The 25,331-nt window shown below is 38.0% G+C and carries 15 protein-coding genes and 1 riboswitch; of the genes, 12 read left to right on the forward strand and 3 right to left on the reverse strand.

The genetic code is table 11. The annotated features are described in order from the left end of the window. Window positions 1-189: 189 nt before the first annotated feature. Complete coding sequence (sstT, locus tag AC3II9_RS03435; protein WP_489153141.1) at window positions 190-1,401, reverse strand: serine/threonine transporter SstT; 1,212 nt, start codon at window positions 1,399-1,401, stop codon at window positions 190-192. A gap of 916 nt (window positions 1,402-2,317) precedes the next feature. Between sstT and qoxA the strand changes: the two genes are divergently transcribed. From qoxA to qoxD, 4 genes are all read left to right on the forward strand, one after another. Beyond that, window positions 2,318-3,208, forward strand: coding sequence for a cytochrome aa3 quinol oxidase subunit II (qoxA, locus tag AC3II9_RS03440; RefSeq protein ID WP_489153143.1), 891 nt, complete (start codon window positions 2,318-2,320; stop codon window positions 3,206-3,208). An 81-nt stretch (window positions 3,209-3,289) separates the two neighbouring features. Then, on the forward strand, window positions 3,290-5,248 hold the full coding sequence (gene qoxB, locus AC3II9_RS03445) for a cytochrome aa3 quinol oxidase subunit I (RefSeq protein ID WP_489153145.1): 1,959 nt from the start codon (window positions 3,290-3,292) through the stop codon (window positions 5,246-5,248). Continuing rightward, window positions 5,248-5,847, forward strand: a complete 600-nt coding sequence (locus AC3II9_RS03450) for a cytochrome (ubi)quinol oxidase subunit III (protein ID WP_489153147.1) — start codon at window positions 5,248-5,250, stop codon at window positions 5,845-5,847. The genes qoxB and AC3II9_RS03450 overlap by 1 nt, the downstream gene beginning before the upstream one ends. A 1-nt stretch (window position 5,848) precedes the next feature. Beyond that, window positions 5,849-6,130, forward strand: a complete 282-nt coding sequence (gene qoxD / locus AC3II9_RS03455) for a cytochrome aa3 quinol oxidase subunit IV (protein ID WP_489153148.1) — start codon at window positions 5,849-5,851, stop codon at window positions 6,128-6,130. 247 nt (window positions 6,131-6,377) lie between these two features. On the opposite strand, the gene AC3II9_RS03460 is transcribed toward qoxD, so the two are convergent. Beyond that, entirely contained in the window at window positions 6,378-7,733 is a 1,356-nt protein-coding gene (locus AC3II9_RS03460; protein WP_489153150.1) for a YjiH family protein, read from the reverse strand. A 266-nt stretch (window positions 7,734-7,999) separates the two neighbouring features. Between AC3II9_RS03460 and AC3II9_RS03465 the strand changes: the two genes are divergently transcribed. The 5 genes from AC3II9_RS03465 to AC3II9_RS03485 are packed head-to-tail and all read left to right on the forward strand — an operon-like array spanning window position 8,000 to window position 15,067. Further along, window positions 8,000-9,148: a CaiB/BaiF CoA transferase family protein gene (locus AC3II9_RS03465; RefSeq protein WP_489153152.1), complete on the forward strand. Its 1,149-nt coding sequence runs from the start codon at window positions 8,000-8,002 to the stop codon at window positions 9,146-9,148. A gap of 19 nt (window positions 9,149-9,167) precedes the next feature. Then, a complete protein-coding gene (locus tag AC3II9_RS03470; protein ID WP_489153153.1) occupies window positions 9,168-10,307 on the forward strand; it encodes an acyl-CoA dehydrogenase family protein in 1,140 nt (379 codons plus the stop codon). A 24-nt stretch (window positions 10,308-10,331) separates the two neighbouring features. Beyond that, window positions 10,332-11,822: a urocanate hydratase family protein gene (locus AC3II9_RS03475; RefSeq protein ID WP_489153155.1), complete on the forward strand. Its 1,491-nt coding sequence runs from the start codon at window positions 10,332-10,334 to the stop codon at window positions 11,820-11,822. Between the two features lie 11 nt (window positions 11,823-11,833). Continuing rightward, entirely contained in the window at window positions 11,834-13,471 is a 1,638-nt protein-coding gene (gene hutU, locus AC3II9_RS03480) for a urocanate hydratase (protein ID WP_489153157.1), read from the forward strand. An 18-nt stretch (window positions 13,472-13,489) separates the two neighbouring features. Next, window positions 13,490-15,067 carry an AraC family transcriptional regulator gene (locus AC3II9_RS03485; RefSeq protein ID WP_489153158.1) on the forward strand — a complete coding sequence of 526 codons (1,578 nt, stop codon included), beginning with the start codon at window positions 13,490-13,492 and terminating at the stop codon, window positions 15,065-15,067. Between the two features lie 54 nt (window positions 15,068-15,121). Here AC3II9_RS03485 and AC3II9_RS03490 read toward each other — a convergent pair whose 3' ends face one another. Next, entirely contained in the window at window positions 15,122-16,564 is a 1,443-nt protein-coding gene (locus AC3II9_RS03490; RefSeq protein ID WP_489153160.1) for a helix-turn-helix domain-containing protein, read from the reverse strand. 169 nt (window positions 16,565-16,733) lie between these two features. Between AC3II9_RS03490 and hutU (AC3II9_RS03495) the strand changes: the two genes are divergently transcribed. From hutU (AC3II9_RS03495) to AC3II9_RS03505, 3 genes are all read left to right on the forward strand, one after another. Next, window positions 16,734-18,395 (forward strand): urocanate hydratase, encoded by a 1,662-nt coding sequence (gene hutU, locus AC3II9_RS03495; protein ID WP_489153162.1) that lies wholly within the window; start codon window positions 16,734-16,736, stop codon window positions 18,393-18,395. A 7-nt stretch (window positions 18,396-18,402) separates the two neighbouring features. Then, window positions 18,403-19,674 carry an imidazolonepropionase gene (gene hutI / locus AC3II9_RS03500; RefSeq protein ID WP_489153164.1) on the forward strand — a complete coding sequence of 424 codons (1,272 nt, stop codon included), beginning with the start codon at window positions 18,403-18,405 and terminating at the stop codon, window positions 19,672-19,674. 219 nt (window positions 19,675-19,893) lie between these two features. Further along, window positions 19,894-19,979, forward strand: a riboswitch (cyclic di-GMP riboswitch). A 157-nt stretch (window positions 19,980-20,136) separates the two neighbouring features. Then, window positions 20,137-25,281 (forward strand): NPCBM/NEW2 domain-containing protein, encoded by a 5,145-nt coding sequence (locus tag AC3II9_RS03505; protein ID WP_489153165.1) that lies wholly within the window; start codon window positions 20,137-20,139, stop codon window positions 25,279-25,281. The last annotated feature ends 50 nt before the right edge of the window (window positions 25,282-25,331 follow it).

Below are 25,331 nucleotides of genomic sequence, written 5' to 3' on the forward strand. Positions count from 1 at the left end.
TATAAATCATAAAGTAAGTGCCGTCACTTTATAATTTAACTGGTATTAAGTAGTTGACCTCTTTAAAAGATGATGGCATTTGGATACGACCGTCATAGAAGAAATATTTTTAATAGATATTTATTAAGGGGGTGTCCCGAAAGTAAAAACTTTCGGAACACCCCCTTTTGATAAATAAAAGTATTTTACTTATACACCTTTACGAGCTTTCGCTTGCTCTGCAGCTGCTGTAAAGACAACGTCAGAAGATGAGTTTAAGGCTGTTTCACAAGAATCTTGAATAACCCCGATGATAAAGCCAATTGCGACAACTTGCATTGCCACATCAGCTGATATACCAAATAAGCTACATGCGATTGGAATTAATAAAAGCGACCCACCTGCTACACCAGAAGCACCTGCTGCTGATATAGCCGATACAACCGATAAAATGAGAGCAGTGACAAAGTCTACTTCAACTCCTAGTGTATGAGCTGCTGCAAGCGTCAAGACAGAAATAGTTACAGCTGCCCCTCCCATATTGATCGTCGCACCTAGAGGAATCGATACAGAGTATGTGTCTTCATCTAAGCCTAACTTTTCACAAAGCTTCATATTAATTGGAATATTCGCTGCTGAACTGCGTGTGAAAAAGGCTGTCATCCCACTCTCTTTTAAACTTGTTAAAACGAGAGGATATGGATTTTTTCTTGTATAAACAAATACTAATAGTGGATTAACAACAAGTGCAATGACCAGCATTGAGCCAACAAGCACTAATAATAAATGTCCGTACTCACCTAAAGCTGAAAGTCCGTTTGACGAAATAGCATCAAATACTAATCCCATAATCCCGAATGGTGCTAAGCTAATGACCCATTGGACAACTGTTGAAATAGCATCTGAAATATTTGCTAAACTCTCTTTCGTTGAAGCACTTGCCTTTTTCAGTGCAATCCCTAACACAAGCGCCCATGCTAAAATACCAATGTAATTACCATTCATAAGCGCTGTTACAGGATTAGATACGATATTAAATAACAATGTCTGTAATACTTCACCAATACCACTTGGAGGTGCTACATCTTGTGCTGCATCCTTCAGCGTTAATGTCGTTGGGAACATAAAGCTTGCTAATACTGCTACAAATCCTGCTACAAATGTACCCACGGCATATAAAAAGATAATTGATTTCATATTTGTTTGGTTGTCACTCTTTTGTCCTGCAATAGCATTGATTACTAAAAAGAATACTAGTACAGGCGCAACAGCCTTTAACGCACTTACAAATAATGAACCAACCATTGAAATGCCACTTGCCGCCTCTGGAGCAACTAAAGCTAACACTAAGCCAACAATAATACCGAAAATAATTCGATTCACTAGATTAATCTGATTCCATCTTGCAAATAAATGTTTCATCTATTTCCTCCGACCGCACCTAAATTGTACTCTCGATGCGGATATTTGTTTTTCTACAAAATACATATTAACATATTATTTTTGAATTGCGTAAAAAATTTAATAAAAATAATGATTTTTTGTCTTTTTTAAGCGATCGCACACACAAAAAACTCGCAAATGTCTAATAATTGACTACAAAGAACAACTCTTAGTTAGTAGAGTAGTTAAGATATTATGTCCTCATTCCTACAAAAAATCCAAATCTTCACATCGTCAAAATATTGTTATAATACTCATTTTTTTATCGTTTTTATATACTTTTCTGTAAAATAGTCTCTCTTTTCCCTCATGTTGAACCTCCAATTTAATAGTTTGATTATTGCGAAAATAACGCCGTGTCATAAAAATGACATAAATAAACGTGATGCTGAAAAGCTCGAAAATGTCGATTAATGTCGATTAATACACGGTTTTTCCTATCCAGCCTGCCACATGGAATTTCCATCCATTATGACTCTATAGTTCTATCATCCAAAATTGCATATTATTTTTTTGACTATAGCCTAATATTCTAATAAAATTTCTAAGCAGTCAGAGGTGATTGTCATTATAAATATCAAAAGTTCTATCTGACATAATGAACCATTAGATGCGATGGTGATGAATTCTATTTTAGGCAATAAGCTGTCAATTAACTGCTATACAGTAATGAACGATTCAGACAGACACCTTACAGAAATAGAAAACTTTACAGAGCGATTCGATTGCACTAATAGACGTACCGAATCATCATCCATCACGTTTGATTTTATATCACCGTTTACCTCAGACATGCTGTATATACCTATTGCTACTTGTTTTCACTATCTCTAACGTGCAAATAGGTAAATACGACATCTTTAATTAGCTGTATCTAATTGAAAGGAGTCTAACTATGAAAGTGAATATGAAAGGGACTTTACTAGCATCAACAGTCTTTGGCACTCTGCTTCTTGGTGGATGTAATCCCTTATTAGTGCTTGACCCTAAAGGTCCTCAAGCAGAAGTACAAGCAAATGACACAATGATGTTAATTTTTCTGATGTCTGGCATTGTGCTTGTCGTACTTGCATTGCTGGTATTTATGTTATTTAAATACCGCGCTTCGAAACAAAGTCCTGACTACGAGCCACCACATATCCATGGGCACTGGCTAGTAGAAGCAATTTGTATCGGGGTTCCAATTCTAATCGTTCTGTTCTTATCTTTTAGAACGGTAGAAAGTAACTATTTAGTAGAAAGTGCTCCAGAACAATATAAAGATGAAGAGCCGTTAGTGATCTATGCATCTTCTTCTGATTGGAAATGGCACTTTAGCTACCCAGAACAAGGAATTGAAACGGTTAACTACCTATACATTCCAGCAAACCGCAACATTGAGTTCAAGTTATACTCTTACGGACCAATTACAAGTTTCTGGATTCCACAGCTAGGCGGTCAGAAATACGCGATGGCCGACATGGTAACAACGCTTCACTTAGCTGCAGATGTGGAAGGCGAGTTTTGGGGTCGTAACGCAAACTTCGCGGGTAAAGGAACAGCTGAGCAAACATTTGATGTAACAGCAATGTCTCAAAAAGACTTTGACGAGTGGGTAGAAGAAGTACACGAAACTGCTGAACCATTAACAGAGGAAAAATTCGAAGAGCTACTGGAGCCTGGTCACCTTGGTCGTTCAACTTATACAGGTACACACCTTGATTTCTTACCAGCACCAGAGCATAATCACGGCAAATCAGATACTGTAAATGCCGACCATAGCGAACATGCAGGTCATGAAGAATAAGACACTGGACATGAAAATCATTCTTCTCATTAATGATGTAAACTAAAAAGGCTTTACTAGTCTGAAAGGAGTTACAACAATATGGAATTTTTTGAGCGCTTTATGATACCACATCCAAGCTTTTTAATTTACGTGTCAATGGTATTAATTGTGCTTGTATCGATTGCATTAGTCGCGGTGATCACATACTTCAAGCTATGGGGTTACTTATGGCGTGAATGGATTACGACAGTTGACCATAAAAAAATCGGTATAATGTACTTACTAGTAGCACTCTTAATGTTATTCCGTGGTGGCGTTGATGCGGTCATGCTACGCTTACAGCTAGCTGTTCCGGATAATACATTTTTAGACGCGCAACACTATAATGAAGTATTTACAACACACGGGGTAGTCATGATTCTATTCATGGCGATGCCGTTCATTACATTCTTCTTTAACTTTTTAGTACCTTTACAAATTGGGGCACGTGACGTTGCGTTCCCACGCTTAAATAACTTAAGCTTCTGGCTATTCTTTATGGGGGCGATGCTATTCAACCTTTCATTCGTTGTTGGGGGATCTCCTGACGCGGGTTGGACTTCGTACTTCCCATTAGCAGATAACGAGTTCAGTACTTCAGTTGGTACGAACTACTATATGATTGCGATCCAAATTGCAGGGCTTGGTACGTTAATCACAGGTATTAACTTTATTACAACAATCATGAAAATGCGTGCACCAGGTATGACATTATTCAAAATGCCAATGTTCACTTGGTCAGCATTAATTGCCAACTTAATCGTTGTATTTGCTTTCCCAGTTCTTACTGTAGCGTTAGCAATGGGTGCGATGGACCGTCTATTCGATACACAGTTCTTCGCTATCGGCAACGGTGGTATGGATATGTTATGGGCCAACCTATTCTGGGTTTGGGGTCACCCTGAAGTATATATCTTAATTTTACCGGCATTCGGTATTTTCTCAGAGGTTATTTCGACATTTGCACGTCGTAACCTTTACGGCTATAACTCAATGGTATGGTCGATGATTATTATTTCTGTGTTTGCATTCACAGTATGGACGCACCACTTCTTTACGATGGGTCAAGGTGCTTTCACAAACTCGATCTTCTCGATCACAACAATGGCGATTGCCATCCCAACAGGGGTTAAAATATTCAACTGGCTGTTTACACTTTATAAAGGGAAAATTGAATTTACAACACCGATGTTGTATGCTGTTCACTTTATCCCATTATTCACACTTGGTGGTGTAACAGGGGTTATGCTTGCAATGTCTGCAGCTGACTACCAATACCACAACACAATGTTCTTAGTTGCCCACTTCCATAACGTAATCATCCCTGGTGTTGTTTACGCGATGTTAGCTGGTTTAACATTCTACTGGCCAAAAATGTTTGGTTTCATGCTGAATGAAAAAATCGGTAAAGCAACGGTTTGGGTAATGTCGACTGGTTTCGTCCTAGCGTTCATTCCAATGTATATCACTGGTTTAGACGGACAAGCTCGTCGTATGTACACTTATTCAGAATCAACTGGCTTCAGCACATTAAACATGGTGTCATTCGTTGGTGCAGGCATCATGACTGTATCATTCATCATGTTAGTTTGGAACATTTGGTATAGCTTTAAAAACTCTCCACGCAACATCGGTTCAGACCCATGGAATGCACGTGGCTTAGAGTGGGCAACACATACACCAATTCCAAATTATAACTTTGCAATTACACCGGATATCTCAGACAGCACTTCTGAAGCATTCTGGGATATGAAGAAAAAAGGTACGAAAATTTTCAAAGGCAATATTGAAAAGATTCATATGCCAAATAACTCTGGTGGTCCATTCATTATGAGTTGTGGATTCTTCCTAGGAGGATTCTCATTAATCTTTAGTATGTGGATTCCAGCGATTATCGGTTTAATCGTGATTCTTGCAGGTATGGCACATCGTTCATTCGAAAAAGATCACGGTTACTACATTTCTGCTGAAGAAGTAAAGGCAACAGAAAGTCAATATGAAAAGCGAGGTGCGAAATAATGGCTAAAGTAGATCACTCACGCCCGCTAGAGTATAGTACAGAGGAAAATAACCTAAAAATCTTTGGTTTCTGGGTATTCCTTGGTGCGGAGATTATGCTGTTTGGAACATTATTCGCCGCGTACTTTACATTAGTAGACCGTACAGGTAGCGGTCCTGCCGGTGCTGATATTTTTGAAATTACACCAGTCCTAGCTGAAACATTTATTCTTTTAGCAAGTAGTTTTACAATTGGTCTTGCGATCCATGCGATGCGTTTAGGCAGTAAAAAAGCAACACTTTCATTTATGGCTGTAACTCTACTATTAGGTTTAGCATTCTTAAGTGTTGAAATCTATGAATTTACACACTATGCACATATTGGCGCTGGTATTACTGTAAGTGCCTTCACGTCGATCCTATTAACGACTTTAGGAACACATGGTCTGCACGTAACAGTCGGTTTCTTCTGGGGATTATTTATCATGATTCAAATTTGGAAACGTGGTTTAAATCCAGAAACAGCGAACAAGTCTTTCATCTTCTCGCTATACTGGCACTTCCTAGATGTTGTGTGGATTTTCATCTTCAGTTTCATTTACTTGAAAGGAATGATGTAATATGGCAAAGTTCTTTCCGATCGGTCAAGTAATGGGATTTGTATTCTCTTTAGTTTTAACTGTGGTTGCACTACTTGTTTACTTCATGGATATGTCCATGACAACAGGGGTTACAGTACTATTAGTTACAGCATTCCTACAAGCTGGCCTGCAATTTATGATTTTCATGCACGCTGGTGAAACAGAAGATAAGTGGTCAATTTACTCAAACATCGTATATGGCTTTGCAATGGTCATTATTACAATCTTAGGTACGCTACTGATCCTTCTTTGGGATATGTAATTCAAAAGGTGCATTTTATAGGCTTGGGAACGTAATCATCGCCTCTGCGACTTTTACGGTGATAAAATGCATATCAATAAAACGAATGAATCTAGCTAATAGATTCATTCGTTTTTTTATTTAGTGCTTGTTTGCTATTTGCCTTTTAACTATGTGAACTAGTTCCCACCGTAGCTATGCGGAATATGGCGTTTCTATTTCCACAAAAATGTTCCTAAACCACCTATCGATTTAGGAACATTTTGATTTAAAATAATATCATCGCGACCGGTGTTACTAAAATTAATGTTAGCACTACGCGTACAAACCAAGTGAATATTAAGTGTGGAATGCTAATTTTGATTTCTGTTGATAAAATACATGGAATCATCGCTGAGAAGAATAAAATAGCCGATACTGAAACAACCGCTACAACAAAGCGCGTAAATTCCATCGAACCAGCTGCAATTAGTGCTGGTAAGAAAATTTCAGAAACTGATAATGCCGCTGCCTTTGCCGTTAACATAGGCTCTGGCATTTGCAACGCCCACGTAAATGGATAGAAAATCAGTCCAATCACATCGAATACCGGTGTATAAAGTGCAAGTAACATCCCCAGTAAACCCACGGACATAATGGTCGGTAAAATATTCATGACCATACGTAAACCATCACGTAAGTTAATCCAAATATTTTGCGGCAATGCTGGTGTTGTATTGACTACTTCCATTGCTTCAGCCCATGCATGTTTAAAACGGTCTTTTTTAATCATTTTTTCTGGTTGTGGTGTAGCGCCTGGTGCACACTCATCCGGAATTCTACTAATCGGCGGAATACGTGTTGTGATAGCTGTTACAGTAAATGTAATGATTAAAGATACCCAAAAATAAGTTAACCATATATCCATTAACTCTAATGTCTTAGCAATAACAACCATGAACGTAACCGATACGGTCGAGAAACCGGTTACAATAATGGCTGCTTCACGCTTCGTATATTTCCCCTCTAAATAAATACGATTTGTGATTAAAATACCAAGTGAATAACTTCCTACAAATGATGCTACAGCATCAATTGCCGAACGTCCTGGTGTTTTAAATAACGGACGCATAATTGGTTGCATAAATACCCCGATAAATTCTAATAAACCATACCCTACTAAGAAAGCTAAAAATACTCCCCCAATCGGAACTAATAATGATACCGGTTTAATTAGTTTCTCATATAAATATGGTCCTAAATCTGGCTCAAATAACCAAGCAGGTCCAAAACCGAAAACTAACATTACCCCAGCAACAGCACCAATTACTTTGAACACCGATAAGATCATATCTGTCATTGATTTGTTCCATGTTTTTTCATAAAACGGTAAAGCTGCTCCTAATAACAACACAATAAGCGCAAAATACGTTACAAATGTCGGCACTGAATTACGAATATACGTCACAATATGGTCTAATAAGATAGATGATGCTCCATTCATTTCAAATGGAATAAAGAACGCTAATATCCCTATTAAGCTAAACCCCAAAAACTTAAATATGCCGAGTGATGTCGTTTTTACTTCCGGTACTTTCGAATCTGAAATTGATTCAAAGTGTTCCTCCCTTGTTACATTCGTCATAATACTCCCCCTTTGCTAAATGATTCCCCTTGTGTAAAAAATAGATTGGATCAACTCTATTTTTAGAAAATTTTAATAATAGTTTATTTCCCATACAAGTGGACATTTTATCGAAAAAACTCACTTTTGTAAGTTTTAAGCACCTTTGTGCACATTTTATCTTATTTAATCTTTAAAAAATCCACAAATACATATTTTTTTTACGCTAGTAACAAATATTTCGATAGATGACAATAAAGAAAATCATCAAAGGGGGAATATCAAACATGGTAAAAGCACTTGAGGGGATTACTATTCTAGATTTTAGCAGGGTACTTGCAGGCCCATATTGCACAATGCTTTTAGCAGATTTGGGTGCAGAAGTAATTAAAGTGGAGTTACCTGGTTTCGGAGATGATACACGCCATTTTGGTCCGTATGTAAATGGAGAAAGTGCTTATTTTGCTCTTGTGAATCGAGGGAAAAAAAGTATCGAACTAGATTTAAAAAACCCTGAACATATTAGCTTAATTAAAGAAATGGTTCGTGATGTAGATGTAGTTGTTGAAAACTTCCGTCCCGGCGTTATCAAAAAACTCGGACTAGATTACGAAACTTTAAAAGAAATCAATCCCGGTCTTGTTTATACATCTATTTCTGGATTCGGACAAAATACATCGTTGTCACACCGCCCTGCTTATGATTTAGTCGCACAGGCTATTGGTGGTATGGCAAGTATTACTGGTTATCCTGATTCACCCCCAACACGTACAGGAAACTCACTAGGCGATATGAGTGCTGCTTTATATGCAGCTTACGGTACAATGGTCGCCCTATTCCATAAACAACGTACAGGTGTCGGACAGTTTGTTGATATTTCGATGGTGGATAGTATTTTTGCCATGCTTGAAACAAATGTACTTCGCTACACAATTAACAAGGAAGTGCCCGAACGTATCGGTAGTCGCCATCCAATTAGTACACCATTTGATATTTTCAAAACAAAAGAAGGTTATTTAGTCATTGCGATTGCCAATAATCGTCTATTTGAAAAATTCTGTGCAGCGATTCAAATGCCAGAGCTTTCAAAAGATGAACGTTTTACAACAGATGAGCTACGCACAGAAAATGAAACACAATTAAAAGAAATTATTGAATCATGGCTAGCTAACTATAGCTCCATTGAGGCAGAGCACATTTTAGAACAATCTGGTATCCCTGCTTCACGCATTAATACGATTAAAGATATTGCAGAAGACCCTTTAATCGCTGAGCGCGACATGCTTATTGATGTAGAGCATCCAACCGCTGGCACAATGCGCATTACCGGGAACCCAGTAAAACTATCTGAAACACCTGCTCAGATTAACAAAACAATCCCTGTCTTAGGGGTAAACAACGAAGAAATTTTCTCAAAATACAAAAAACTAGTATAATAAAAAGGTGGAATAGACTATGAATTTTAATTACACAGATGAACAACTTGAAATCCGTAAAATGGTGAAATCTTTCAGCAATGAAGTCTTACAAGAAAAAGCAGAAGAATTAGATCGTGAAAATCGCTTCCCTACTGAAACCATTCCAATGCTTGCTGAAATGGGCTTAATGGGGATCGCCTACCCTGAAGCGTACGGTGGTGTAGGTGCAGACTCTATTACAGAAGCTATCGCTGTTGAAGAAATCACAGCAGCATGCGCGGCAACAGGATCTATTTTAACAGCGCACTATTTAGGAATTGATGGCTTGTTTTTAGCTGCAAGTGAAGAACAAAAGAAAAAATATTTAACACCAGGCTGTACAGGTGAAAAGTTATTTGCATTTGGTTTAACAGAACCAAGCGGTGGTACAGACGTTGGTGCCATGCGTACAACAGCGAAATTAGATGGTGACCACTATGTATTAAATGGGCAAAAAGTATTCATCACAAACGGGGCTTATGCAGATATTATTGTTGTATACGCCAAAACAGATACAGCCGCTGGAACAAAAGGCATTAGTGCATTTATTGTAGAAAAAGGGACAGAAGGATTAATTTACGGTGCTGGTGATGATAAAATGGGCATTCGCGGTGCACGCACTGACGAGATCATTTTCGAAAATTGCCGCATTCCGAAAGAAAATTTAGTTGGTCAAGAAGGAGACGGCTTCAAAATTGCGATGCAAGTTGTTGACCGCGGACGTATCGGTATTGCTGCAATGGCAGTCGGTTTAGCACAAAGAGCGCTTGATGAAGCTGTAAAATATTCCAAAGAACGTATCGCTTTTAACAATGAAATTTCAAAATATCAAGGGATCCAGTGGATGCTTGCTGAGATGGAAGCAGATATACAGGTAGGACGTATTTATACATACTACACAGCAAGTTTAAAGGATCAGGAAGGCTATCGTATTTCAAAAGAAGCTGCTATATCAAAACTCTTCACATCAGAAGCATCCAATCGAGTCGTGAATAAGGCTGTACAAATTCACGGTGGCTATGGCTACATGAAAGAATACCCGGTCGAGCGTTTATACCGTGACCAACGTATTCTTGAAATTTTCGAAGGGACATCACAAGTACAAAAAATGGTTATTTCAGGTCATTTATTAAAATAAATTGAATTAAAATGGGGGATTTTTATGGTGCAACGCGACAAGTTTGAACGAGACGAATGGATTCAACAGACACTTTACGAGCTGCTCACACACTATAAAAATACCCCTTTTTTGCGTGAACAGCTGCTTAGACAAACGAATTATAGCGATACTTTACAAAGCATGACACAACTAAAAAGCGATGAAACTGCGATTATTCAATCTGGAAAACCAATTGCTAAATTTAAGACAAATCATCATGCACCACGGTTAATTACAGTGAATAATATGCTAGTACCCAACTGGACAACTCCCGATATATTTGACCAGTTACAACAAAAAAATCTTGTGCTGGAAAATGAAAGCCATGTAGCACACCTTACATACTTTAGCCACTATTCAGTGCTCTATACGACGTATTTCATGATGAAAGAGATGTTATATCAGAAAAATATTATATGTGCATTTGAAAATGAGTGGATTTTAAGCTCTGGACTCGGTGTTTTCAGCAGCGCAACCGTCGATGCAGCCTCTTTATTGCAAACACCTATTTTAACTGTTGTCCAAAATGAGCTACGTGCACAACAATTACTCGAAAAAGGTTCCATTCATCATATTGAATATGATGCCAAAATGGCGCTTGATCATATTCAACAAGCTATTACATCAAAACAATATATCGCTATTGTATTGATCGGTGACGTAACAGAACAATATGAACAGCTAGCAAATAGCGGTGCACACCCTACACTACTGATTGACCAAACACCACTTAACCGCCAGTCTTTCTATATGAACGTTACAGATGAACAAATCCAAAAGATGATGCAAGCTATTCAACAATTGATTGACCGAGGTACAATCGTAATGGATTTTGGAAATGGGCTTAGCCAGCTTATAAAAGCGTATACCCAGCAAAAAATCGAAACGACTATGCAACATTTTTTACGTCCTCTTTTGCTTGAAGGAAAAGAACATATTCACTTCATGTATTTATCCGATGATAAGCAAGAAATTGCATACATTCACAAAATACTCAATGAAAAAATAGAACAAGCATCATTAAAACACTGGCTACACATTTCTCAGCAATACTGTCAGCACGAGCAATTTTATATACGTGATTTTTGGCTATCAGAAAAGGAAACCATCGCTGTTGCTATAGCATTAAATCAATTACTAGCGGAACAACATTTATCGGCTCCTATCGTCATGTCAAAGGGGCTGTATAATACATCGACTGCTGTTGCACCCAAATTTGAAACCGAAAATTTAAAAGATAATAGTGACACAATTGCTGATTGGCTATTTTTGCAAGCATTACTTAGCACAAGTAGCGGTGCTAGCTGGATAACGATTGCACAGCATGCCCCTACTATGCCAAGTATTCACACATTATCTTCCCTTGTATTAGATGGGCAAATTGAAACCGAAAAAAGAATTCATCGTTTCTTCCACAATCAAGCACGTTTCACATTGTTACGACATGCCTATGCAGGCTATTCAAAATCCATCGCACAAGTAACAACGGACTAGGAGGTGTACTTATGGAAACCATTCGCGTACCTATTGGGCAAGAACGACAATGCCAAAATGATGAAATTGAAGGCCTTTATCGGATGTTTTTAAATTGTTTAGATCCACGTGTTGCAGAAAATAGTCCTGAATTTATCGTTTATGGTGGAGTGGGCAAAGCAACAAAAAATAACGAAACATTTCATGAAACACTCCATTATTTAAAAGCTCTACAGCCTGATGAAACATTGCTTATTCAATCTGGGCAACCCGTTGCTATTATGCAAACATTTGAAAGTGCTCCGCGCGTGCTCATTACAGCTGCTATGCTTGCTCCTGATACGGCAAATATGCAACATTTTAATTATTTATGTGATAAAGGCTTATCGATGTATGGACAAGCTACGGCAGCATCATGGTCATATATTGGTGTACAAGGGATTTTACAAACAACCTTTGAGACATTTCACGAAATCGCAGCACGCTATTTTCAACATTCACTTGCTGGTAAAATTGTTTTAAGCTCTGGACTCGGTGGGATGGGTAGTGCGCAACCTATTTCTGTTACGATGAATGGCGGGGTTTCAATTATTGTCGAAATAGATGAAAGCAAAATTAATCGTCGCCTCTTAAATAACTACTGTGATGTAAAGGTAGATAATTTAACAGAAGCAATCACCTTAGCAAAAGAAGCTGCTCATAAAAAAATGCCTTATGCCATTGCCCTAGTCGGTAATGCCATTGATGTCTATAAGGAATGCCTAGACTTAGGGTTTGTTCCTGATATTGTCACGGACCAAACGGCAACTCATGATTTATTAAATGGATTGATCCCACAAGGCTTGTCATTTGAGCAAGCTACTTATTTACGAACAAAAAAGCCAAAGGAATATTTAAAATTCGCCAAACGCTCCATTGTCGAACAAGTCAAATCGATGCTGCAATTTCAAGAAAAAGGTGCGATTGTTTTTGACTATGGGAATAATATTCGAGCAGAAGCTTTTAGTAATGGATTGATGGAAGCTTTTTCTTTTCCGGTGTTCACAAAAGAATATATTCGACCATTTTATTTTGAAGGGCGTGGTCCTTGCCGTTGGATTGCGTTATCAGGAAACCCTAATGATATTTATATTATTGATAATATTTTGCTTAATCGCTTTCCAAACAACGAGCGCTTAATACGTTGGATTCAATATGCCCAAGAAAAACTAAATTTCCATGGTTTACCTGCTCGAACTTGTTGGTTAAACTACGAGGAACGTATTTTAGTAGGAGAAATTTTACATGAGCTCGTCAAAAATAACATTTTATCAGGCTCTATTGTGATGACACGGGACCATTCTGAAGGAAGTACAATTGCTGCTCCTCATCGTGAAACAGAAAGCATGCTAGATGGTAGTGATATGATAGCAGATTGGCCAATTTTAACAGCCTTATTAAATACAAGCTGTGGTGCTTCTTTAGTTTCGATACAACATGGTGCGGGTGTCGGAATCGGCAAATCTATTCATACGGGAATGTCTGTTGTCATAGATGGTACAGAAAATTCCCTACAAAAACTTACAAAGGTTCTTGAAATTGACCCTGCGATGAATATTATTCGCCATGCAGATGCTCAATACGAAAAAGCACAGCAAATGCTTGAGAAGCTAAAAAAATACAAATTTTAATATGTGTGAGGTGGTTTAATGGTCAAGCAGATTATTGTCGTCGCAAATGAAGATGTACGAAAAGATATTCATTTCCCAAATCTTTGCTACATTCGACAAGAGTATATCAAATTTGATGATTTTTTTTCCACTTCATCCAGAGAGGGTATCTTTATCATAGACATGCGTGATATGGATGACCCACTATTTTCTCTACCTACTCAAGATAATATATATATCGCGTTTGATGATGTGATTTCTTTAACAAAATATCGGCAGTTGATGCACCTTGGCTTTCGTGAGGCTTTCGAAATGCACGAAATGTCACTACTGCACCAATATATTGAAACAATTGTGCATAATTCTTTCCAAGAGTTAAATAAACCTTCTATTCGTTTAGATGAACAACATATCGCCTATATGAAATTTAGCCTAGCATATGATCTCATATATGGTAATATCAAAAACATTAAGAGTATTTGGGATCGTTATAGTTTAACGGGGAGTATACAACTTCCTAATATTGTACTCCTTGTACATATTGATGATTTCGCTAAAATGGTCGAACGCAAAAGCGAACAATGGGAATATACCATTCGCAAACATGTAATGGATACTATTGATCAATTTTTTACAGAACAAAAATTAGAAACTATCACCGTCACAACGGGTACAGATAAAATTGCTATTTTATACTCCGCCAATGTACAAGCATATGAATACGAATACTTTTTTGAAATGAAGGAACTTGCAACAAAACTCCGTCAATATGTTTTTGATCAAACGCAATATTCCTTAACGATTGGTATTAGTAATTATTATAGTGATGTACGTAACTTACATATGGCCTACGAAGAATCCTTCTTAGCCCAAGAACAAAAGTTTTACGAAGGGAAACAAAGTATCATTCATATTAGCGAGATTCAACAAACCTATAATACTTCCAAGTTGATTTTTGACTTAGATGTCTCCATTCTTTGCAATAAATTAATGATTGGTGATATAGAGGGTATTCAAGATGAGTACAGCATACTTGAAAAAAAGCTATTTACGAAATCCACTATACAACCACATTTATTCAAGGTTGTTATTTCTAATATTGTAGTGACCCTATGTCGGGCCACGATGGAGGGCGGTGTGGATTCATTAGAAATAATCAAGCTATACAACGAAATCGAAAAAGAACTACCAAAGCTCGAAAATATTGCTGAAATTCAACAATGGATGCAGCAAATCATTCACTGTTTAATACAAGCACTCTCAAAAGCACATAGCTCTAAAACGTCCGGTTCGATCAATCGTGCTATTCAATTTATCGAAAAAAATTATTGTCATGGTATTACGTTAGAAGAAGTAGCCGAAACCGTCCAATTAACACCGAACTATTTTAGCAACGCATTTAAAAAAGTAACGAAACAGTCTTTTATCGAGTACATTACTAATTTACGTATGCAGCGCGCTAAAGAACTTCTCCTTAAATTGAATCTATCGATTTCTGACGTTAGTAATCAAATCGGATACTATGATTCTCGTTATTTTAGTCGTGTATTTAAAAATATAGTTGGCAAAACCCCTTCTCAGTACCGTAATATGATGCTAAAAAATGAAAAAGTATAACAAAACAGCACGCACATTAGTAAACTTCTACCGATGTGCGTGCTTCTTTGTAAACTATTTACCTTTATGCTGATGGCGATATTTTAACGGTGTATCATTAAAATATTGTTTAAATACTTTAATAAAATAATTAACATCTTCAAATCCGCATAATGTAGCAATTTCTGATACGGGCATATCCGTTGTCAACAGTAGTTTACTTGCCTCCTGAATTCGATAATTGGATAAATATTTCTTCAAATGCAACCCCTGCTTTTTCGTAAAAAGTGAGCTTAAATAATTAGCATTGATGCCAATATCACGTGCAATTTGCTGTAAGCTAATCGATGAATCCGCATAATGTTGCTCAATATAGGCAATCGCTTGTTCCGTATAATCAGCTTGTTTTGATGCATGAATCGACTGCACTTTTTGTAACAGTAATTGTAAAAACACTATAATTTCCTGTAAAATCACATGCAGAATTGGCTCATCCAAAATAATATGAAATAAATTACGATAGCGTTTTTCTAAATGTGAGTCTAATTGCAAATGGTATTTCATCATAAAACGACGAATTTGTGCGAGCACACTCGTTAAATGAATACGTACCTCTTCATGATAATAATGCTGCTGGCGTAACTGTAGTAAGGATGCTTTTAACATCGCCATATCTCCATTTTCCAAGCTATATATCCACAATTGCTGCTGCTCCGGTGTGAGTAATGGATCAAACGTATCGTATTTTATCGGATCAGATGCAAAAAATACTTGCTCATATCCTTTATAAAAACGATGTGATAAATTTGCGATTACTTTACGATACATCGCATTAACCGTAGTAGGTTCCTCATCATAAAAACAAATATTAATCACTTCACCGTGCTGTTCTTTCCATTCATTAATCAATAAACGCCCTACTTTAAACATTTCTTTTTGAGATAAAGAATCGACAAAACAAATCATTCGCTTATTCAAAGGGTATACATCGATATTCTGAAAAATCGTTAATGTCCTTAACCACTTGGCCAACTCCCCCATCATCCCTACATTTTTCAGTTCAATCGTGAAAAACGTTTCGTATACAATAGCCCCGTCTTCACGGTAAAAAATTTCATCATACACATTTTTCCGTTGCAAAGCTATAGATTGTACGGGCTCATGTTTGGCTAATGGCAAAGATAATATCGTTTTCTTTAAATCCTCTAGTGGAATCGGTTTAACAAATAATTTTCTACTTTGAATTTCAATCGCCGTCGCTGCATACTGAAACATCGGCTGCATCGTCGTTGAAATGATGTGCATATGGGGATAATTTTGAAGCAATAATTTTAATGTCATATTAATGAATGCAATATCAATAATTAGTAACTGTGGTTGCTCTTCTTCGATAAAGCGTATGACCTGCTCCGTGTTTATTCCCTTTTTAATATACAAACGATGCGGGATGTACGCCTTTAAGAACCATTCAATCCCTTGTGCCTCTTCTATATCTGATTCTGCTATGATAATCAGCACCCTTTTCACCCCTTAAATTTTTTCTATTTTTTAAAAAAATCTAGTTTTCAACAAAAGATAACTCTTTTATATAAATATTTTACTATAAAATAAGTGATTGTTCTATTTATTTAGACTTTTCAGAAACATAAAATAAGAGTAAGTTCTAAACAAAGGGAGAGATAAACAAATGGTAATCAAAACAAATATCCGTGCACCACGTGGCAATGAATTAACATGTAAAGGTTGGACACAAGAAGCAGCAATGCGTATGTTAATGAACAACCTTGACCCAGAAGTAGCAGAAAATCCTGATGAGTTAGTTGTATATGGAGGAATCGGGAAAGCAGCACGTGACTGGGAAAGCTTCCATAAAATAATTGAAACATTAAAAGAGCTAGAAAATGACGAAACAATGCTTGTGCAATCTGGGAAACCAGTTGCTGTATTCAAAACACATGAAAACGCACCACGCGTATTAATTGCAAACTCGAACTTAGTGCCAGGATGGGCTAACTGGGAGCACTTCTATCAATTAGAAGAACGCAATTTAATGATGTATGGACAAATGACAGCTGGTAGCTGGATTTACATCGGTGCTCAGGGCATTTTACAAGGAACATACTTAAGCTTTGTAGAAGCTGGCAAGAAAAAATTCGGTACACCAGACCTTAGCGGTAAGTTTATTTTAACTGGTGGTATGGGCGGTATGAGTGGTGCTCAACCATTAGCAGGGAAAATGGCTGGTGCGGTTATTCTGGTGGTCGAAGTAGAACGTGCTCGCATCGAGCGTAAAATCAAAGAAGGCTACTGTGACTATATCGTTGAAACAGTAGATGAAGCAATCGAGTTAGTTAACAAATTAACAGCGGCAAAAGAACCTGCATCTATTGGCTTAGTTGGCAACTGTGCAGATGTCAACCGTGAATTATTAAATCGTGGCATCATTCCTGATTTTGTAACAGACCAAACATCCGCACATGATCCAATTAACGGCTATGTGCCAAATGGTATGAGCTACGAGGAAGCGCTAGAACTGCGTAAAAATGATCCAAAAACATACGAACAAAAAGCAAAAGAAACAATGGCAGAGCATGTTCGTACAATGCTTGAATTCCAAGCAGCAGGTGCCGAAACATTTGACTACGGTAATAACATCCGCGCATACGCACAAGAAATGGGTGTAGAAAATGCCTTTGATTTCCCTGGCTTCGTACCAGCTTACATCCGTCCGCTATTCTGTGAAGGGAAAGGACCATTCCGCTGGGCAGCTTTATCAGGTGATCCAGAAGATATTTATAAAACAGATGCACTTGCAAAAGAAATGTTTGCGGATGATGAAGGATTAGTTAACTGGATTGATATGGCACAAAAAATGGTTAAATGGCAAGGGCTACCATCTCGTATTTGCTGGCTAGGCTATGGTGACCGTCACCGCTTTGCGCTTCGTGTAAACGAAATGGTAGCGAATGGTGAATTAAAAGCACCGATCGTATTTGGTCGTGATCACTTAGACTCTGGTTCGGTTGCTTCTCCAAACCGTGAAACAGAAGGTATGCGTGACGGTACAGACGCTGTATCTGACTGGCCATTACTGAACGCACTTGTGAATACAGCTGGTGGTGCTAGCTGGGTAAGTATTCACCACGGCGGTGGCGTAGGTATGGGTTACTCACAACATGCAGGGCAAGTTTTAGTAGCAGATGGATCTCAACTAGCAGCAGACAAAATTAACCGCGTATTAGTAGCTGACCCAGGTATGGGTGTTGTACGTCATGCGGATGCTGGTTATGAGATTGCTATTCGTACGGCAAAAGAGAAGGGCGTTAATATGCCAATGTTAAAAGGATGATGCTGATATGCCATTATTAATCAAAAATGCAAATGAAATTATTACGATGCAAAGTACCGTAAATGGACCACGTACAGGCAAAGCCATGAATGAGTTATCTATTATTGAAAATGGCAGTATTTTAGTAGAGGGCGATCGCATTATTGCGATTGGTCCTCTCGCTGAAATCAAAAAACAATTTGCCGAGCAAGTGGCACAGGCAGACGTTGTGGACGCAACGGGCAAAGTCGTCATGCCAGGCCTTGTCGATTGCCATACGCACCTTGTCCATGGAGGTACACGCGAACACGAATTAAATATGCGTTTACGTGGTGCTACCTACATGGAGATTATGAATGCAGGCGGTGGTATTCACTATACAACAACCAAAACACGTGAAGCTTCTTTTGATGAGTTGTATGAAAAATCATCTAAAATTTTAAATCAATTTTTAACATACGGTGTCACAACCATTGAAGCGAAATCCGGCTACGGTCTAGATTGGCAAACAGAAAAAAAGCAGCTGGAAGTAGTCAAAAAATTACAAGAAACACACGAAATCGACCTTATTTCTACATTCATGGGTGCCCATGCTGTACCAAGTGAATATAAAGGACGAGAAGATGATTTTGTTGATGTAGTCATTAACGAAATGCTACCAAAAGTAGCGGAGCTCGGTTTAGCAGAATTTAATGATGTTTTCTGTGAAAAAGGCGTCTTCACACCCGAGCAATCTCGAAAAATTTTATTAGCTGGGAAGGAATACGGTCTAACACCAAAAATTCACGCGGACGAAATCGAACCGTACGAAGGAGCTGAGCTTGCAGCCGAGCTTGGTGCCATTTCTGCAGAGCACTTATTAGTGGCGTCTGATGAAGGTATTGAAGCGATGGCCAAAGCCGGCACAATTGCCGTACTATTACCAGGGACAGCATTTTTCTTACGTGCCCCTTTTGCACGTGGACGACTCATGATTGATCGCGGTGTACCTGTCGCGATTTCTACCGATTTCAATCCAGGCTCATCACCGACAATTTCTTTACCATTCATCCAAAATTTAGCTTGTATGAATATGGGGATGACAATGGAAGAAGTACTTGTTGCGACAACGATTAACGCCGCCTATGCGATTAATCGTGGTGAAAAGGTTGGCTCTTTAGAAGTTGGTAAAAAAGCCGATATCTTATTACTCAATGTACCAAACTATAAACAATTGCAATATTTCTACGGCATGAACCATACAAATACAGTCATTAAAGCAGGCGAAGTCGTAGTAAAAGAAGGCGTATTTATTCGATAAGAATATTGATTATAAGTAACAGAATGGGGACATACCAATTCTTCAACGTTTAGGCGAACTGGTATGTCCCCTTCTCTACCTACCCTATTACCTATCATTTAGTGAGTTCACTTTTTGTTCACTTAATCTCCTCGCCCATTTAACCTAATAAGCAGTAATAAATTTAGTGCTAATTGTTCTTTGGAAATAATTCTCACTATGCTATTCTTTAAAGTAGAAAAATTGAATAGGCAAACCTAAAGAAATTTAGGGACGCAAAGCTATAGGGACTAAGGTTTATACAACTATGTCAGCCAGTTGCCGAAGAGTACATTCTACTTTTTGTTTAGTAAGGCGCGATTAAAAACGAAGCATTTTTGTGTGGAGTTTTTTAAAGATGCCCTTATGTGAAATTAAGCTACTCTTTTTTGAGTAGCTTTTTTATGTGCTTCTTAGGAATTAAATCATCAGGAGGAATTATGTATGAAAGTTGTTAAGATGGCATCGGTAGCGGCCTTGGCCTTCAATTTAGTAGGCGGCCCAATAAATGTGTTAGCGAGTGAAAGCCCGAATAGGAGCATTGTCACGACAACAGCCCAAGCTAATACGGCGACTGCTTCCGTAAAAAAATTTGATTTGTATGGTAAGGATCTTTTAAACGCCTACAATGACGTATTTAAAATGGCGAACACGAATATTAAATCGATTACCAACAATGGTGGAAAATATTATAGCTCTACGATTGATAAAGCAATCGATGGCGATATGAATACACACTGGGAAACAGGTAAACCGAACAGTGCTACATTCACGAATGAAGTCGTCATTCATTTTAACGAAACGACTCCTTTAAATCGAATTGTCTATGCTGCTCGTCAAGAAAGTGTGAGAGGTAAAGGCTTTGCACAACAGTTTGAAATCTATAGTTCTACGACAGACACAGGTGATAATTTTACACTCGTTTCTTCAGGTGAATATACCGGTTCTACGGGTGATATCGTAGAAATTCAGTTTACCCCTACCGAGTTTAAGCGCGTAAAATTTGCCTTCAAAAAAGCCAATCAAGACTGGGCAAGTGCAGCAGAATTTCAATTTTATAAAGAAGATCTTTTAACAGAAAAAATAAACAACCTATTTACGAACGGCTTAATGAATGAATTAAAGCCTGAATTTGCTTCATTAAGTGTTATCAATCAATTAGAGGCAGAGGCTGCTACACACCCATTAAAGGAACAGTTACAAGTAAACTTACATATCGCAAAAGATATACTCAATAATGTCAATGTTTCGAACGAGGCAATCGTCACTGCATCACAACGAGGGAACTCGAGTACAGAAGCAAGAGAGCATCAAATTGCCAGAACCTCTTTCTCTTTAGATACATTTGGCCGATATGTCGTGCCGGGTGAGACGATTCAAGTTTTTGTAGATGCCAATGAAAATGCCGTCATGCCGAACTTAATTTTAGGACAAATAGCGGATGATAAAAACGGCTGGATTAGAAGATATTCATTAAAACCAGGGTTAAATACGATAACAGCTCCTTCCTATGACAATATGAAACCTGCCGTCGTATATGTAGAAAATCCTGCGTTACCAAATGAGCAAGCTTATGCACCGAAAGTACGATTAGTTGGTGGTACAGCCTTCCCTGTTTACTATCACGGCAAAACGGACCCTGCAGCGTTTGAAAAAGAGTTAGAAGCATATATCGCGAAAATTAGTACAAATGATCAAGACTTTGCCAATGGCATACCGAAAAACGTTGTCTATAATGTAGCGGAGCTTGTTTCTGAAAATAATACAATCTCTACAACTGCTGCTGGTGCACTAAAAGGTATACAGGAATTACAGTCAACTGGCAAAACAGTGGAAGACACAATGAATGACTGGGAAAGCATGTGGAAAGAGTTCCAAACAATTAGCGGTTATACAGAAAACGATCGCCGCTTTAATGCAAAGTTTACTTCAAGGGTGTTTACGAAAGGGCCTTATGCATGGTCTGACTGGGGATACACTGGATATAACGGTGGAAACTCCCCTAGAAGAGATGATGGCTTCTTCAAACAAATCGTAAAACCATTTGGCGTTCCTGGTAATGATGGTTGGGCTTATTTCCATGAATGGGGCCATAACATTAATAACTCCACGATGGAACACGGTGAAATCACGAACAATCTATACTCGGTCATCTTAAGAAAGAAATTCGAAAACAGTCATAACGACCGCGTAGATTGGAACACATTATACAAAAGATTTTCAGGTGAAACCGTAAACCATGGCTTCTGGACTTACTTAGGCATACTTGAGCAAGTGCAATATTATTACGGAGAAGACAGCTATGGTAAGGCTTCTCGTATTGCTCGAACAAATCCAGATGGTGTTATGAATGGCTTAGGAAGCAACTTGCAAAGATTAGTTATAGGTTTATCTTTAGCAACAGAAACAGATTTAACAGCTTTTTTCGAAGATTGGGGCTATGTAACCGCTACGGATAAAATGAAGGAAAAGGTAGCTCATTTACCTAAACCAAGTGTGAAATTACAATACATGCATAGTGTAGGACGAGGCTATAAAGGAGCTGGATTCTCAAACGATGCGAATGTTACGGTACATGCTCTAAAAGCAAATAAAGAAAAGAATGAAATTACAATCACATATAATATCGATGCGGCAAATAAAGATGCTGCTATGGGTTATGAAATACTTCGAGATGGCAAAGTAGTTGGCTACACAACGAGTCTATCATTTGTCGATAAAAATGTAGATGTAACAGTTCCACATACGTATGAAATTGTAGCGTATGACAAAAAATTAAACAGTTTAAAACCCGTTGAAGTGAAATCACAGCAACCTGTCTTATCTGTCGAGGAGCACGTAACGCTTAAATTACATCAACAGTATGACCCAATGGATTATGTGAAAGCAACATCATATGCTGGCGACCATATAACAGAAGATGTCGTAATCAAATCGAATACTGTCAATGTTGCTAAAAAAGGGAACTATGAAATTGTTTACGAAGTAAAGAATGCAAATATTACAGCAACCAAAACAGCCAAAGTATCCGTAACAAGTGATTATGCCTATATCTCAGATATGAATGCAAAATCTGCAAACATCCAATATGGCGGTTTGAAAAAAGATACAGCAACGCCTGGCACACCTATTACACTTGTAAGACAAGGGCTAGATACTACTTACGTAAAAGGCATTGGGACACATGCGAATTCAGAAGTGGTATATGATATTGAAGGAAAAGGCTTTGATTTCTTTGAAAGCTATATTGGCATAGACCAAAACGTAAAAGGAAAAGCCTCATCCGCCACTTTTGAAGTGTGGATAGACGGCGAAAAGAAATTTACTAGTGAAGTATTCAAATCAAACACGGAACATGCATTTGTAAAAATTCCTGTTAAAGGCGCGAAAGAAGTAAAGCTCGTGACAACAGATGCAAATGAAAATGGTAATTCATTTGACCATACCGTATGGGCGGATGCGAAGTTCACGAAAGACTCTAGTATGCCGACATTAACGGTTTCTGAAGACTTCACAATGGTGAAGTTAAACAGTGATGTTGATCTTTTAAAAGGTGTGACAGCATCAGATATAGAAGATGGCGATCTAAAACAACAAGTCCAAGTAAATGCTAATGGCTTTACTACAAGCAAAACAGGTACTTACACAATCGAGTATGCTGTAAAAGATCGTGATAACAATGTTGCGACGAAATCCAAAACGATTTATGTATACAGTGATGAGCAATTTGCATCCGATATCAATTGGACGTCTGCACAAACTGCTTGGAGCACAGTCAACAAAGACAAGGCTTCTTCAGGGGGTCCGATTAAGCTACGCGTGAATGGTGAGCAAAAAGCATTCGCTAAAGGCATTGGGACACATGCAAACTCTACCATTGTGTATGATCTTGTAGGCAAAAACTACGACTACTTTGAAGCACTCGTTGGTGTAGATCAAAACATCCCTGAAAATAATAACTCCTCTGTTACGTTCAAAATCGTTGCAGATGGTCAAGAAGTTTATAATAGCGGCGTGATGAAATACAACACAGAAGCAAAATTAGTGAGAGTTCCTCTGAAGGGTGTAAAAGAATTAATCCTTATTGCCAATGATTCGAGTAATGGCAATGCATCGGACCATGCGAATTTTGCTGATGCCAAGTTTTATATTTCAAATGGACTGCCACAGCTTTCGATTCCTAAAGATGTTGCTACGAAAGTCGGAACACCGATCGACATCAATGGAATTTATTCTGCAACGGATGCTGAAGATGGGAATTTAACGGATGTTGTAAAAGTGACTGGAGCCGATCAAGTTAACTTTAATCGCACTGGGAAGTATGAGATTGCCTATACAGTCACAGATCGTGATGGCAATGAAGTGACAAAAACACGAACAATCTCTGTTGTCGATATGAATGACCATCATTACCTGTCCAATTTTGATTGGCAGTCTATACAATACAGTTATGCTGCACCTGTAAAGGATTTAGCCATTAGTCAAAAGAAAATCCGATTAACAGGAGAAGATGGTAACGAAAAAGTTTACGAAAAAGGCATTGGTGCCCATTCCAACTCCACTATCGTCTATGATTTAACAAATAAAGAGGCAGATTACTTCACAGCATTTGTTGGCGTAGACCGTCAAATGTTTGGATCTATTGGCTCTGTGTCATTCAAAGTTTTTGTTGATGGCGAAAAACAATTCGATAGTGGTTTAATGAATTCTAGAGATCCGCAAAAGTTCATTGAAGTCAATATTAGTGGTGCAAAAGAGTTGAAGTTAGTCGTCACTGACGGAGGAAATGGCAACGGCTCTGACCATGCATCATGGGGAGATGCTAAATTGCATTTCGCAAACCCAGACCGCGTGTTCACACAAGATTTGACACTAGCTATTGAAGAAGCAAAAACCATTAACGCTGAAAACTATACAACTGAAAGTATAGAGGCGTTACGAGCTAGCATTGTACAAGCGGAAGCGCTACTTGCTAATTCACATACAACTCAAGCAGTGATTGACCAAGCTGTAGAAGTGCTAAAACAAGCAATAGCCGCATTAGTAGCAATTGACTTTGATCAAGTAATAACAATACAAGATTACCATCTGAAAAAGGCGATCCAGCAAACACTAGGCCTTACAGGAGAAATTACATTACGTGATATGTACAATCTCACGAGCCTAAGTAGTCCATCTAATCGAATCTCAAGTTTAGAAGGCTTACAATATGCTAAACATTTAGTTTCACTAGACATTTCGGGAAATGCGATTACTGATTTCTCACCATTAAAAGAATTAAGTAACTTAGAAACTGTCGTCGCCCATCCACAAATCGTAGAAGTAAAAAGCTTAACGGGACCCGTAACGACAGTGGAGAACTTAGTAAAAGGCTTAGACGGTCACTATGTAAATCCTTATCAAATCGGCCTTAGACATACAAAAACGAACAAAGAAATATATGTAGATACTACGCTGCTTGCACCAAATGCAGATCAGTTTACAATTGATTTGTCAGAAGAAGATAAAGGATTCTATATGTTAGTTATTGCTTATCAGCTGAAAGAAGATTCACTGATTCAGTTGACTTATTTTGTGAAGAATCCGTAATTAATAATCCATATGAAATCCCTCTAAAAAGCACTTGTTGGCTTTTTAGA

The sequence above is a fragment of the Lysinibacillus sp. RU7 genome (assembly GCF_057837305.1).